This is a genomic window from Parvimonas parva (assembly GCF_016552165.1).
GTDB classification, from domain to species: domain Bacteria; phylum Bacillota; class Clostridia; order Tissierellales; family Peptoniphilaceae; genus Parvimonas; species Parvimonas parva.
Window position 1 is genome coordinate 26,455 of sequence record NZ_JACVDA010000011.1, and the last position, 13,799, is coordinate 40,253.

General features: G+C 27.4%; 18 protein-coding genes and 1 riboswitch. Of the genes, 7 read left to right on the top strand and 11 right to left on the bottom strand.

The genetic code is table 11. From position 1 onward, the window contains the following. Positions 1 to 82: 82 nt before the first annotated feature. The 3 genes from IBJ83_RS04700 to IBJ83_RS04705 are packed head-to-tail and all read right to left on the bottom strand — an operon-like array spanning position 83 to position 1,292. Positions 83 to 796 carry a carbon-nitrogen hydrolase family protein gene (locus IBJ83_RS04700; RefSeq protein WP_201275576.1) on the bottom strand — a complete coding sequence of 238 codons (714 nt, stop codon included), beginning with the start codon at positions 794 to 796 and terminating at the stop codon, positions 83 to 85. A 10-nt stretch (positions 797 to 806) separates the two neighbouring features. After that, a complete protein-coding gene (locus IBJ83_RS08500; RefSeq protein ID WP_333473019.1) occupies positions 807 to 920 on the bottom strand; it encodes a GNAT family N-acetyltransferase in 114 nt (37 codons plus the stop codon). A 24-nt stretch (positions 921 to 944) separates the two neighbouring features. Next, the gene (locus IBJ83_RS04705; RefSeq protein WP_231698868.1) at positions 945 to 1,292 is read right to left on the bottom strand and encodes a GNAT family N-acetyltransferase; all 348 of its coding nucleotides are present in this window, start codon (positions 1,290 to 1,292) and stop codon (positions 945 to 947) included. A gap of 161 nt (positions 1,293 to 1,453) precedes the next feature. Here IBJ83_RS04705 and IBJ83_RS04710 point away from each other — a divergent pair, with 161 nt between their 5' ends. After that, positions 1,454 to 3,436 carry an alpha/beta hydrolase family protein gene (locus tag IBJ83_RS04710; RefSeq protein ID WP_201275577.1) on the top strand — a complete coding sequence of 661 codons (1,983 nt, stop codon included), beginning with the start codon at positions 1,454 to 1,456 and terminating at the stop codon, positions 3,434 to 3,436. A 76-nt stretch (positions 3,437 to 3,512) separates the two neighbouring features. On the opposite strand, the gene IBJ83_RS04715 is transcribed toward IBJ83_RS04710, so the two are convergent. Then, positions 3,513 to 3,692 carry a hypothetical protein gene (locus IBJ83_RS04715; protein WP_201275578.1) on the bottom strand — a complete coding sequence of 60 codons (180 nt, stop codon included), beginning with the start codon at positions 3,690 to 3,692 and terminating at the stop codon, positions 3,513 to 3,515. Between the two features lie 2 nt (positions 3,693 to 3,694). Continuing rightward, entirely contained in the window at positions 3,695 to 4,345 is a 651-nt protein-coding gene (locus IBJ83_RS04720) for an HAD family hydrolase (protein WP_201275579.1), read from the bottom strand. A gap of 452 nt (positions 4,346 to 4,797) precedes the next feature. On the opposite strand from IBJ83_RS04720, the gene yedF reads away from it, so the two are divergent. The 5 genes from yedF to IBJ83_RS04750 all read left to right on the top strand — a co-directional run bounded on the left by yedF (position 4,798) and on the right by IBJ83_RS04750 (position 9,231). Beyond that, positions 4,798 to 5,139, top strand: a complete 342-nt coding sequence (gene yedF / locus IBJ83_RS04725; RefSeq protein ID WP_068474780.1) for a sulfurtransferase-like selenium metabolism protein YedF — start codon at positions 4,798 to 4,800, stop codon at positions 5,137 to 5,139. Between the two features lie 98 nt (positions 5,140 to 5,237). Next, the gene (locus IBJ83_RS08565) at positions 5,238 to 6,425 is read left to right on the top strand and encodes a cobalamin-independent methionine synthase II family protein (RefSeq protein WP_333473018.1); all 1,188 of its coding nucleotides are present in this window, start codon (positions 5,238 to 5,240) and stop codon (positions 6,423 to 6,425) included. A 149-nt stretch (positions 6,426 to 6,574) separates the two neighbouring features. Next, a riboswitch (SAM riboswitch) is annotated at positions 6,575 to 6,668 on the top strand. A gap of 92 nt (positions 6,669 to 6,760) precedes the next feature. After that, a complete protein-coding gene (locus IBJ83_RS04740) occupies positions 6,761 to 7,756 on the top strand; it encodes a methionine ABC transporter ATP-binding protein (protein WP_201275581.1) in 996 nt (331 codons plus the stop codon). Between the two features lies 1 nt (position 7,757). After that, entirely contained in the window at positions 7,758 to 8,405 is a 648-nt protein-coding gene (locus IBJ83_RS04745) for a methionine ABC transporter permease (RefSeq protein WP_068474766.1), read from the top strand. Positions 8,406 to 8,415: 10 nt separating this feature from the next. Beyond that, on the top strand, positions 8,416 to 9,231 hold the full coding sequence (locus IBJ83_RS04750; protein ID WP_201275582.1) for a MetQ/NlpA family ABC transporter substrate-binding protein: 816 nt from the start codon (positions 8,416 to 8,418) through the stop codon (positions 9,229 to 9,231). Positions 9,232 to 9,264: 33 nt separating this feature from the next. Here the strand turns inward: IBJ83_RS04750 and IBJ83_RS04755 are convergent, their stop codons facing one another. The 4 genes from IBJ83_RS04755 to IBJ83_RS04765 form a co-directional block, all read right to left on the bottom strand. Beyond that, positions 9,265 to 9,819, bottom strand: a complete 555-nt coding sequence (locus IBJ83_RS04755) for a hypothetical protein (protein ID WP_201275583.1) — start codon at positions 9,817 to 9,819, stop codon at positions 9,265 to 9,267. Positions 9,820 to 9,914: 95 nt separating this feature from the next. Beyond that, positions 9,915 to 10,736 carry an undecaprenyl-diphosphate phosphatase gene (locus IBJ83_RS04760; protein WP_201275584.1) on the bottom strand — a complete coding sequence of 274 codons (822 nt, stop codon included), beginning with the start codon at positions 10,734 to 10,736 and terminating at the stop codon, positions 9,915 to 9,917. A 131-nt stretch (positions 10,737 to 10,867) separates the two neighbouring features. Continuing rightward, positions 10,868 to 11,002 (bottom strand): hypothetical protein, encoded by a 135-nt coding sequence (locus IBJ83_RS08505; RefSeq protein ID WP_269902521.1) that lies wholly within the window; start codon positions 11,000 to 11,002, stop codon positions 10,868 to 10,870. Positions 11,003 to 11,218: 216 nt separating this feature from the next. Continuing rightward, positions 11,219 to 11,716, bottom strand: coding sequence for a QueT transporter family protein (locus IBJ83_RS04765; protein ID WP_201275585.1), 498 nt, complete (start codon positions 11,714 to 11,716; stop codon positions 11,219 to 11,221). Positions 11,717 to 12,104: 388 nt separating this feature from the next. Here IBJ83_RS04765 and IBJ83_RS04770 point away from each other — a divergent pair, with 388 nt between their 5' ends. Beyond that, on the top strand, positions 12,105 to 12,797 hold the full coding sequence (locus tag IBJ83_RS04770) for a hypothetical protein (protein ID WP_201275586.1): 693 nt from the start codon (positions 12,105 to 12,107) through the stop codon (positions 12,795 to 12,797). A 183-nt stretch (positions 12,798 to 12,980) separates the two neighbouring features. Here the strand turns inward: IBJ83_RS04770 and IBJ83_RS04775 are convergent, their stop codons facing one another. Together IBJ83_RS04775 and IBJ83_RS04780 are read right to left on the bottom strand one after the other, a co-directional pair. Beyond that, entirely contained in the window at positions 12,981 to 13,316 is a 336-nt protein-coding gene (locus IBJ83_RS04775; RefSeq protein WP_068474748.1) for a carboxymuconolactone decarboxylase family protein, read from the bottom strand. A 137-nt stretch (positions 13,317 to 13,453) separates the two neighbouring features. Further along, positions 13,454 to 13,798: a winged helix-turn-helix domain-containing protein gene (locus tag IBJ83_RS04780; RefSeq protein ID WP_201275587.1), complete on the bottom strand. Its 345-nt coding sequence runs from the start codon at positions 13,796 to 13,798 to the stop codon at positions 13,454 to 13,456. Between the last annotated feature and the right edge of the window lies 1 nt (position 13,799).

A 13,799-nucleotide genomic window follows, 5' to 3' on the forward strand; every position in this document is an offset into this window, starting at 1 on the left:
TACTTTATATTAAATACAAAAAAGAGCAGATTTTGAGATTAAAACCTCTAGTCAACTCTTTTTCTAAATTTCAGAATATTTTTTATATCTCAACGATTAAAATATCTTCTTTATCCAATTCTAAACTATTTTCAATTTTTCCATTTTTAAAATAATATGCCCCACCAACGCTTATTGGCTCTTCTTTTGTGATTGAATTTAACAAAAGTACATTATCTGATGCCAATTTAGATTGCTTTGCATATTCAGATTGTTCAGTATTTTTCCATTCATCTTTTGTGAAATTACAATACACAGGCCAAAGTAAAATTCCATTTATTTTAAATTTTTTAGGGCAAATCCACATATCGCCACATAGTGCAATTTTAAATTCTCTATTCTTATAGATAAAAGTTTCTGAAATCTCTCCTTCACAATAATGCTCATCGGTAATTGAATATTCTTTCCAATTTTTTGTAATTCTTCTATAATTATGGATTATTTTTCCTTTTTCAATCACTACATAAGAAGAGTAAATATTTTCTTTTTCTCTTTCGATATAGCCAATAGCAAGGTCAATTTTATGTTTTTCACTAAGTTTTTTTAATTTTTCCATAGTTACAGACTCTTTTGTAATTGCAATATTTTTATCTATTTCATAATTCCAAGAAAGTGAGTCAAAGCCTTGCAAAAAAGTTTCTCCAAAACAAAGTAAATCAGCACTTCCATTAGAAGAGATAATCGCCTTTTCTATTTTTTCAATATTATATTCAATTTTCCCATTGTTAAATTCGTAAGAAACTAGTCCTATTTTCATATTCACTCCATTAAAATATTTTTGACATCATATACTCATCTACATATTTTCCATTTACATACATTGTTTTTTTCTTTATTCCTTCAATAGTAAATCCGCTTTTTTCATAAAGCCTTATAGCTATTTTGTTTTCACATTCTACTGTTAATTACAATCTTATAATTCCATTTTTAATTGCCCAATCGTCAAGCATTTGAAATAGTTTTGTTCCTATTTTTCTATTACAGTAATTTTTTTGCATTCCAATTACTATATAGGCAGTATGTCTAATTCTCCTAAAAGCTCCTCTTTCTGCTGATAAAAATCCTACTATTTTCCCGTCCTCTATCACTCCTAAAAATAAATTCTTTTCATCTTTTAAATTTTTTACAATTTTTTCCTCATTCCAAATTCTTTCGTCAGGTTCATACATCATAAAATCTGTTTCGCTGTCAATAATTTTGAGACAATTATAAAACTCTTTAGCATCTGTATCAATCAGTCTTCTAATTTTCATAAACTTCTCCATTTTTTTAGTTTCATTTAATATAAATATTTTATCATATAATTAGAATTTATCAAAAATTTTTTTGTAATTTTTTTGTTTTTGTAGTATAATCAAATTGCAAGAGAATTTCAATAAGATAATTCTTGTAAATTGTTGTTTAAGGAGGCAATATGAAAAGTATAAAAATTGATGAATTTAAAAACTTTAAATTTCTAGGAAATTTGCATTTAAGTAAAAATGAAAAAAATCTATTTTACACTGTTTCTAATATGAATTTAGAAAAAAATTCTTACGAACATAGAATTTACAAAATGGATTTAGAAACTAAAAAATCTTTTGTTTTTACTAATGGTGCTAAAGAAAGTTCTTTTGTTGAGCTTTCAGACGGTTCTATCCTTTTTGCAGGGGACAGAGAAAATAAAAAAGACGATTCAGATACAACTAAATTTTATAGAATATGCCCTTGTGGTGGTGAGGCAGTTTTAGACTTTACAGTTCCTGCTTTAGTAAATAAAATAAAACAAATTAATGATGATGAATTTTTAGTTTTAGCTAATTTCAACAGAACAAAAGAATTAGAAAAAATTGAAAAGGAAACTAAAAAAGAAGAAAAAAATAAAGAAAACTTATATGACGATTCTAAGGACTATCTTGTTGCAACGGAAATTCCTTTCTGGGGAAATAATATCGGTTTTACAAACGAAGACAGAAGTAGGCTTTATTATTTCAACAAAAAAACTTTTGAACTTATCCCTTTAAGTGATGATATTACTGATATTTACGGTTTAGAACTAAATGAAGATAAGACTAAGGCCGTTTTTATAGCAACAAGTTTTACAGGCAGAATGCCACTTGTAAATGAGGTTAAAATTTTAGATATTAAATCTAAAGCTGTTGAAGTTTTAGCTAAAGATTATTCTTTCGCTTATGCAAACTTTATCGATTCTGAAAACATCATAACTATTGCAACAGATATGAAGGAATACGGCTTAAATGAAAATTCAAATATTTATATTATAAATACTAAGGAAAAATCTTTTAAAAAGATTGTAAATGATAATTTCGATATGTGTATGTATAATTCAGTCGGTACCGATATGAGATTAACAGGCGGAAAAAGCACTTTGGTTAAAGACGGCTTTATGTATTTTATAAATACTGAAGTAAACAGTTCATACATTTACAGAATCGACAAAGACGGAAATCTTGAAAGACTAAATGAAAAATCAGGCTCTATCGATTGTATCGATATTTCAAAAGATGGGAAAATTTATGCTATTGCTCTAAAAGATTCTAATTTACAAGATATTTACGAAATTTCTAAAGAAGAAGAAAATAGAATTTCATTCCACAACGATACAACTGAATATTCCATTTCAGAAGTTGAAGAAATAAACTTTACTAACGACGGAATCGGTTTTATCGGATATGTAATGAAACCGACAGACTATGACCCAAATAAAAAATATCCGGGCGTACTTCATGTTCATGGTGGCCCAAAAACAGTTTTTGGAAAAGTATTCCACCACGAAATGCAATTTTTAGCAAATAACGGATACTTTGTATTCTTTACAAATCCTCGTGGCTCAGACGGTCGTGGAAAAGAATTTGCCGACATTCGTGGAAAATATGGAGAAATTGATTTTGACGACTTAATGAAATTTACAGATGCAGTAATCAAAAATTATCCTGCACTTGATGAAGAAAGACTTGCAATCATGGGTGGAAGTTACGGTGGTTTTATGACTAACTGGGCAATCGGACATACAAACAGATTTAAAGCTGCTTGTTCTCAACGTTCAATCGCCAACATGACTACTGAATTTTTACTTACAGACATTGGATATTATTTCATTGACGACCAAATTTCTGCAACTCCTTGGAATAATTACGAAAAGTTATGGTACCATTCACCACTTAAATATGCAAACAAAGCGCAAACACCTACACTTTTCATACATTCAGATGAAGATTATAGATGCTGGATTCCTGAGGGTATTCAAATGTTCACAGCATTAAAATATCATGATGTACCGGCAAGACTTGTAATGTTTAAAGGTGAAAATCACGAACTTTCAAGAAGTGGCAGACCAATGCACAGAATAAGAAGATTAAAAGAAATTTTCGATTGGTTTGAAAATTATTTGAAGTAAAAATAATAATAATAATAAAAAATTCAAAAGGGACTAACCAGTCCCTTTTAATATATTATTTATTTTTATCAATAATTTAATTTTGCAATAACTCAATTCCTATAATTATGAACATTAAAGTTAAAAATCCAAAGCCAAACATAAATAGCACAAAATAATCTTTAAATTTACTTTTTTTGGAACCTTTCCCAATATTGTTGGCTATTTTTTCAAACACTTCAACTTTCAATTCAGTCTTATTGTAATAATTTTTCATAATTAAAGTCCTATTTTTTTCAAATTTTCAACAGAAATTGTATCCATTTTGTAGTCAAAGTCTGTTGTCGTTTCAAAATACTCCCCATTTGTAAGTGGATCATATACTAAAACTGTTTTTATTCCTTTTTTATTTGCAGTTTTTAGAGGCACTTTAGTATCATCAAAAAATATAATTTCTTCAACATTTTCATTATGTTTTTTTATCGCCCAGTCATAATATCTTTCATCATCTTTTAAATATCCACAATCATCACAAGTTTGTATGTAATCAAAATATTTCATAAGTCCTGTTCTCTCTAAACAATTTCTACAAAGTCCGATATTTGTAGCAGTATTTAAAGAAATTTTATATCCTTTTTCTTTCAGATAATCAAGAGCCTCAATCACATTTTCTTTTGCATCAAAAAGTTTATCATATCCGTCTTTTACATATTTTAAATTTCTAGCATAAATTTCATCAGCAGTTAAATCAAGATTAAAATATTTTCCAATAGCAATTCCCCTTGCATAAAGTTTTTTCCCTTTAAACATTTCTTTTAGTTCGTCAGTTTCTTCCAAATTCATCTCTTTAAGAAAATAAGAACAACTTCCAAACCAACCCCCAATTGAATCTATCAAAGTCCCGTCCATATCAAACATTATACACTTCATACTTTCCTCCTAATAAATATAATATTATGGTAAAATTTATTTGCCATAAAAAATGAAGTTGCTTATATTTTATCATATTTCAATTAACATCTCAAATAAGCAATTATTATATTGACTATATATTACTATTTTCTTATATTAAACCCATATTGTAAAATTAAGTTAGCCAGTAAGGGTTAAAAATTTCAAAAATAAAATAATTTATAATAATAAAAAATATGTTAGTATAAAATATAAATAATTATATTATTAATAAGAAAATCTTATAACTATTATAAATAAAAATTATAAATAAAATTATATATATATTTTATTATAGCTATTGACAATCAAAATTTACTATTATATAATATGTATGAAATAAAAATATAATTATTTTTTATTTTAACTATAAATGCTATTTATAGTTTAAGTCGTGCTGGCTAAAAATTGTATATAGGAGGTATTTTAAAATGGCACAAACATACGATATTGTAATTAAAGGAACTGGTATGGGAGAAGGAGAAAAAGTCTTAACAGATAATTTAATGAACGCTTTTGTTCATACTGTTGCTCAAAGAGAAAATTTACCATCTCATATTATTTTTTATGGAGAAGGCGTAAAATTAGCTACAAAAGGTTCAGAATGCTTAGATGATTTAAAAGCAATGTCTGATAAGGGAGTTGAAGTTTTATCTTGTGGAATTTGCTTAGATTACTATGAATTATTAGATAAACTTGAAGTTGGAAGTTCAACTACAATGGGTGCTGTTGTTGAAATACTATCAAATAGCAATTTAGTAGTTGAACCATAGTTTATTTTGTAAAATATTAATAATAGGCAAGAATTTATTCTTGCCTATTTATTATAACTTTTTTATTTAAAAATATATCGGAAATTTATGGAGGAAATATGAAAAGTTTTAAACCTTTTTCAACAACTTTAATCGGAAGTATGCCAAGGTCAAATGAATTACTTAGCTTAAAGCAAAAGCTACAAAAAGATTCATCTTTAAAAGAAGAATATGATAAAATGGTATTTGACGAAACTAAATTTGTTGTAAATATGCTTGATAAAGTAGGTATAGATGTTGTAATAAGTGGAGAAATTTCTCGTGATAATTACATGAGTTATGTTGCAGAACATGTTGATGGAATTAAACTTATGGCAACAGATCAAATTTTAAGTTTAACAGAAAATAAAGGTGATTTTAATAAAAGTTTAGAAGAAATGGATGCTTCTGATAATTCGATGAATAGTCCAATTTGTGTTGATCGAATAAAAACAGATGTTGAACTGGATATTGATGAAGTAAGGATGATAAAAAAAATTACAGATTCTGATTTTAAAATGACTTTGCCAAGTCCCTATCTTCTTACAAGGTCTATGTGGCTTAAAGAAGTAACTGGAAAAGTTTATGAAAATCGTAATGAGTTAGGTAATGATGTTGTAAAACTTTTGATAAATGAAATTAAAAGATTAGTTTCTCTAGGAGTTAAAGTTATACAAATTGATGAACCGATTTTATCTGAAGTAGTTTTTACAAATACAAATTCTTCTAATTCTTTTTACTGAGGGGCGTTATCTGCTAAGGTCAAGGTTGATCGAGAATTAAAATTTGCAGGGCAATTACTTTCAGAAATTTTTGCTGAAATTAGAAAATATGATAATGTATTGTCAGTTATGCACGTTTGTCGTGGAAATTGGACTTGTGATGAAAGTGTATTACTTGAAGGGGCCTATGATAAATTAAGTAAATTTTTTGACTCATTGGATGTAGATATGTTAGCACTTGAATTTTCAACTCCACGTGCTGGAGAAATAAGTCAATTATTTAAAAATAATGATTTAAATAAGAAAATTATGTTAGGACTAGGATGCGTTAATCCGAGAATACCAAGAGTGGAAACTGTTGATGAAATTGTAGGAAAAGTAGAAAAAGCTTTAGAATTTTTACCACCTGAAAAAATCTGGTTAAATCCAGATTGTGGATTTGCAACATTTGCTAAAAGACCGTTAAATCCTTATAACATTATTGAAGAAAAATTATCTAATATGGTTAAAGCTTCCCATATTTTAAGAGAAAAATATTGTAAATAAATATAAACTAAAACGCACCATTTTTTAAAATGGTGCGTTTGTTTTATAAAATAAAACAATATGAGTTAAAATATTTTTTAACAAAATTATTAAAAAATTGTTGACTTTAAATTTTTGATGTGCTATAATTTATCAACAATATTAAATAACACTTATCCAGAGTGGTGGAGGGACTGGCCCTATGAAACCCGGCAACCTGTTTTTACAAGGTGCTAATTCCAGCGATTATTCGGAAGATAAGAATTTTTTTGCAAAATCTCTTATCAGAGATTTTTTTTATTTTGTAAATATTTTGTAAAAATAAAATTTCCGAAAATACTTTTAAGGAGGTTTATATGATAAAAATTGAAAATTTAGTAAAAGTTTACGAAAATGGATTTAAAGCTGTTAATGATATTAGTTTAGAAGTTAAAAAGGGAGAAATTTTTGGTATAATCGGTCTTAGTGGTGCCGGAAAATCATCTTTAATCAGGTGTATCAATCGTCTTGAAGAGCCTACAAGTGGTAATATTTTTATAGACGGTAAAGATATTGTAAAGATGAACGATAAGGAGCTTAAAGATGCAAGAAAAAATATGTCGATGATTTTTCAATCTTTTAATCTATTTTATCAAAAAAATGTTTTTGAAAATATCGCCTATCCGTTAAAAATTAATGGCTGGAAAAAGGAAGATATTGAAAAAAGAGTAAAAACTCTTTTGGAATATGTAAATTTAAGTGAAAAAATATTTGAATATCCTGCAAATCTTTCCGGTGGACAAAAGCAAAGAGTTGCAATCGCAAGAGCTTTGGCTATTCAACCTAAAATTTTACTTTGTGATGAGGCAACTTCTGCTCTTGATCCACAAAGTACAAAATCTATTTTAGAATTGCTTTTGAGAATTAGAGATGAATTTAATCTTACAATAATTTTGATAACTCATCAAATGGAGGTTGTAAAGGCAATTTGTGATAGAGCGGGTGTTATAGAAAATGGAAAGATTATAGAGCAAGATACGGTTTTAAAACTTTTTACTTCTCCAAAGACTCAAACAACAAAAAATTTCATAGAAAATCTTCCTGAGTTTACAGATTATGAAAAATTTCTCAGCGAAGATTATTCGGGTTTTCTTTTAAGACTCGGTTTTACGAAAGAAACTTCTACAAAGCCTGTTATTTCAGAACTTATAAGGCAAAAAAATATTGACGTCAATATAATTAGTGGAAATATTGATAAGATAAAAGAGGGAAAGGTCGGACATTTAATTGTCGAAGTTTTTGAAAAAGACAGAATTGACGAGATAAAAACTTTCCTTGAAGAAAGAAAAATTTTAGTTGAGGAGGTAATTTAAGATGCAAAGTTTATTGATAAAAGCTACTTTTGAAACGATTTATATGGTATTTTTTTCATCTTTACTTTCAACTATAATCGGTGGAATTTTAGGAGTTATTTTAGTTACAACAGATAAAAACGGAATAAATAGTAATAAAATGATTTACTCTATTTTAAATTTTATTGTAAATATTTTTAGGTCAGTTCCTTTTCTTATCCTAATTATTTACATTTTGCCGGTTTCTAAAATATTAACAGGAAAGATGATAGGCTCTACTGCAGCAATCATTCCCCTAACTGTTTCTGCAATTCCTTTTGTAGCAAGAATTTTTGAAAATTCACTAAAAGAAGTTGACAACGGAATTGTTGAGGCAAGTATTTCAATGGGCTCAAGCAATTTTCAAATCATAAAAATTATGCTTTCAGAATGTTTACCTGCACTTATAAACGGAATAACTTTAACTGTTATAAATTTAATCGGTTATTCAGCAATGGCAGGTGCAATTGGAGCAAAAGGTCTTGGCGACTTGGCAATTACTTATGGTTACCATAGATTTCAATACTTAACGATGACTATCCCGGTTGTTATAATTATATTATTAGTACAAATCGTTCAAGTTTTAGGAGATTTCATCTCTAAAAAAATTAATAAAAAAATAAATGCGTAGGAGGAAAATTATGAAAAAGAAATTATTAGCATTAGCTCTTGGCTTGGTTGTAGTTTTAACAACTGCTTGTGGAGCAAAAAATTCAGATAACAAAAATACAGAAAACAAAGAAGGTGTTAAGGTTGTAAAAATCGGAGTTTCTCCTGAGCCACACCAAAAATTAGTTGAATTAGTTAAAGAAGATTTAGAAAAAGAAGGTATCAAATTAGATATTGTAACTTTCACAGATTATATTCAACCAAATTTAGCTTTAGACGGAAAAGAATTAGATTTAAACTTCTTCCAACATAAACCATATTTAGACGAATTTAACAACAAAAAGAACACAAAACTTTCAGTACTTGGAAATGTTCACGTTGAACCAATGGGATTATATCTAAACAATGCAAGTGAAATAAAAGACGGCGCTGAAATTGCAATTCCAAATGACCCGTCAAACGGAGCAAGAGCATTAATTTTACTTGATAAAAATGGAATCATAAAATTAAAAGACAATACAAATATTCTATCAAGTGTTAATGATATAAAAGAAAATCCTAAAAAAATTAAATTTACAGAAGTTGAGGCAGCTCAATTACCAAGAATTATAAAGGATATTGACGGAGCCGTTATAAATGGAAACTATGCAATCGAGGCAGGACTTTCTCCAACAAAAGACGCAAAGTTAATCGAAGGAAAAGACTCTCCTTATGCAAATATTATCACAGTTAGAACAGGAGAAGAAAACAACGAAACTTACAAAAAAGTTTTAAAAGCATTACAAAGCGAAAAAGTAAAAGATTATATAAATAAAAAATATAACGGAGGAATTGTTCCTGCATTTTAGACAAAAAAGAGCTGAAATTTCAGCTCTTTTCATTTATTCACTTTTTGTTTCTATTACTTTTTTTAAATCACTTAAACTTTTTTCTCTGGTGATATACATATCTTCTTTTCCGTCAAGAGAATTAAATTTAATTATAGTGTAGTCATTATATAGATACCCTAAAGTTCCTCCGTCTTTATACATTTCACTTTTACATTTGTTGCTTTCTTTATCTTTTTCAATCTTATCAAAAAGTTTATTTTCATCTAAAAGTCCGTTTGAAATTGCATCTGCAACGGAATATTCTTTTCCGTCTAATTTTATTTTAAAATCCATTCCAACAGCATAGATATTAAAAGAAATTTTATCATTTTTCTTAACTACAGTTTTTACTTCATTATTTTTTAAATCTGTAACTGAAAAATTCAATCCTTTTTCATCTTTGTTCTCATCTTGTTTATCATTTTCTTTTTCTTTATTTTCTTTTACTTCTTTTTGCGTAACGGTTACTTTAGGTTCTTCTTCCTTCTTCACTTCTTTTGCTTTACAAGAAATTAAAAGTCCTCCAAAACAAAATACCATAGCTAATACTAAAAATCTTTTTTTCATAATCGTCCTCCTTTAGTATTTCATTAAATTAAGTTTATCAAATAAAACGAATAAAGTCAAACAAAAAGGAGCCTAAGCTCCTATTAATGACTTATTTAATTAAAAAAATAATACAAAATTAAAATTACACCAAGTACAATTCTATAATATCCAAATACTTTGAAATCGTGCTTTTTAATGTATTTCATTAACATTTTGATTGCCATAATTGAAACTACAAAGGCAACGAACATTCCAAGCAATAGAATGAAGAATTGAAAAAAGCTAAAAGCAAAGCCAAATTTTCTAAGTTTTAAAAGACTTGCTCCAAACATTACAGGAATTGACATAAAGAATGAAAATTCTGCTGCTAAACTTCTTGAAAGTCCAAGTATTAAAGCTCCAAGTATTGTTGCTCCTGACCTTGATGTTCCCGGAATTAAACTTAAAACTTGAAAACAACCAACATAAAAAGCTAATGAATAACTTAAATCTTCAAACCTTCTAACATTTTGTTTTTTGAAATTTGGATTGTTTTCAACAATTATAAATAAAATACCATATAAAACTAAAGTGAATGCAACAGTTGGAAAATTGTAAAAATATTTTTCTAATACCTTATCAAACAAAACTCCTAAAACTCCTGCAGGAATTACCCCCACAACTACCTTTAGCCACATATTGATTGTATTTTTTTGTTGTTCTTTGGTTTTCTTTTTAGAAAATGGATTTAATTTATTAAAATACATAATAACAACTGCAAGGATTGCTCCAAGTTGTATAACAACTAAAAACATTTCTTTAAATTCTGCAGATTGATTCAATTTCAAAAATTCATCAACTAAAATCATATGTCCTGTACTACTTACAGGTAACCATTCAGTAATACCTTCTACGATTCCTAGAATAATAACTTTAATTATATCTAATAACCACATTTTATCATCTCCTTATATTTTCGTTTTTTATAAAAAAAACCCTAGACAAAGTTTATCACATTTTGATAAATTTGAAAAGGGTTTTAAAAGAGGATTTTCAATTAATTATAAAGTAAAAGATTGTAATTGAACTATTTTATAATTCTAACTCTGTTTGAAATTTCTTCTTTTTCTTTTTCCGCAGGCTCTTCAACAATTCCACCAAAAGCGTCAAAAATCTTATCCCAAAGTTCATTTTTTTCTCCTAAAGCTACAAACTCTTGCACTTTTCATATTAAAAGCATCAGGAGTATATTCTGTTGCTTTTTTGATTTTATCCAAAACAACTTTTACATCAAAAGTTTTTTCTATTTTTTGTTCTTTCTTTTCTGTTGTGTTTTTTGCACAAGCACTAAAAGAAATTAACATTTAACATATACATAACCTACTTAAATTGTTAACTACAAAAAAATCGGTATGATTATTCACACCGATTTTTTCGTTTATCTGATTTCTTTTTTAAATTCTAACGCTTTTGTAAAAGCTTTGTTTTTAGATAATATATAGAAAATTGGAACTCCTACTACATAAATTACTAAAAATTCTGAAAGCATTAATTCTCCTAACAAAACCCAAAATCCTACAGGATTTGGCATCATAAGGTATATTTCCAATGCTATTGGTAACATTCCTACAACTACCGGTACTAAACAAGCTATGTAGAAATTTTTAATTTTAGTCATAATCAATGCTACAACTAAAGTTGCAAATGTCCCTACAACCATATCGACTATTCCAACTGTACTTGCAATATTAGCCAGAAAACAACCTAATGTTACACCTATTGTGTATTCCGGATTAAAAAATGGTAAAATTGCTAAAGTTTCAGAAAGCCTAAATTGTAAACTTCCATATCCTAATCCAAACGATTCCGAAAGAATTGTAAGCACTACATAAATTCCTGCTATTAATCCTTGTCTTGTAATTTTTTTTACGTTCATATTTTCCTCCTTTTTGGAGTGCTTTGTTCAACAAAAAAAGGGCACAGTGCCCTAAGCACTTGATTTTTAAAGTGGGTGCCAAGCAAAACACTTTTTTAAATTTAATTCTTGTAAAAATTACCGTATAATTTTAACATAAAAATATTATTTTTTCAACCAAAACATAATATGGTTGAAAAAAAAGTATTTTTTTTCATAAAACACTTGACTTGACCTAAATAAAGTGATATATTTGTAGTGTGTAATAAATATGTTATTTTATTTTAAAAAATAAATTATATTAAAATCTCATTATTTAGTTTTTAAGTATAGATTAAAATATAGTTATTAAATTTAAAGTTCATTTTTAAATATATTTTATTAAAAAAGTAAAAAAAGGAGTGATTTTATGAAAAAATTGAAATTTGTTCTTATGATAATAATTTCAACCCTTATGTTGTCGTCTTGTGCTACAAAGAGCAATGAAGTGGAACAACTTTATGGAAAAAGATATGGAGCTGTAAGTTCAGGAATTAGCGTAATTAAAAAGAGTAAATTGTATTCAGTTTTGTGTTTCACATTACCTGAAAATGCAACTTTTAAAAGTAATATTGAAGAACGTATTTCGGGTGGAAATTTTGACTATCCTAAAGTTATAAGAAAAAACGGAAAAAAATATTTAACTGCTGATGGTTTACCTGATGACAGATTTGAAATTGTTTCGGAAAATGTAATTGTAGATAACTATACAGGATATGAATTCACTCATTATGATAGAGTTCCGGATAAAGAAATGGAAAAATATTACGGTAATGTATATGAAGGACCTAAGGGCGGAACTGTTGAAATAGTTAAGAAGACTGAAGATTATTCTTTTGTAAGTTTTAAATTACCTATGAATGAGGAATTTGAATATAAAGGAGAAGGCCCAAAAATCATGGGTGGATTTTATGATAATCCAAGTATTGTAAAAATTGGAGATAAAAGGTATATAAGAGCAGAAAATTTAGAAGAACAAAGACTTGAAATTGTAAATGACAATGTCATTTTAGACACTAAAACAGGTTATGAATTCGGTCTTAAAAATCTAGCAAAAAAATAATTTTAAAGGTTCAGTAATTAAATTTAGTTACTGAACCTTTTTCATATAATACAAATTATTTAAATTTAATTCTTGTAAAAATTACCGTGTAATTTTAACATAAAAATATTATTTTTTCAACAAAAAAGTGGAGAAAAAATCTCCACTTAAAAAAATATTTATTATTAATATTTGTATTAGTTATTATTTTGATAATTGGTCAAAAGCCTCTAAAGCCTTTCCTCCATAAATTGTTGAAGGACCACCACCCATAAGAACTGCAACTGAAATTGTTTCAGCAACTTCCTCTCTTGTAGCTTTTAAATTAACAAGATTGTTAATATGTGCCTCTATACAACCTTCACAACGAACTGCAACAGCAATTCCAAGTGCCACAAATTCTTTTTCCTTTACAGTTAAAGCTCCATCTTTCAAAACTTCTCCACAAAGTCCACCAAAAGCCTTCATTTCATTAGGTATAGCAGAACCTAATTTTTTTGAATTTTCCACAACATTTTCTAAACCTTTTACATGATCCATATTAAAGACCTCCTTATATTTTTTTATACTATATACCCATTTTTGTCAATCTTAATTATCAAACTGTAATTTAATTTTTTATAATTACTAAAATTCACAAAAAAACAGAGAATAAAAAATTCTCTGTTTAGTATCAATTATTTATTTTTTAATTCTTCTATTTCTTTTTCTACAAATTCTTTTGCTTTTTGATTTAATTTTTCATAAAATTTTATCAATTCTCTTGCCTCTGGAGTAAGGGTTGAACCTCCTCCTCCTTTACCTCCAATTCTTCCTACTAAAAGTTCACAATTCAAGTCTGCCTCGGCACGATTTATCATCTTAAAGGCTTTTGAATAAGCCATTCTCATCTCTTTACAAGCTCTATTTATAGACTTATATTCATCTATTAACAAAAGCAATTTACATATCCCGTTACCAAATGAATAATCGTTATTATATAGAGTGATTTTTATATTAAAATTTTTTGGAATTTTAAGCATA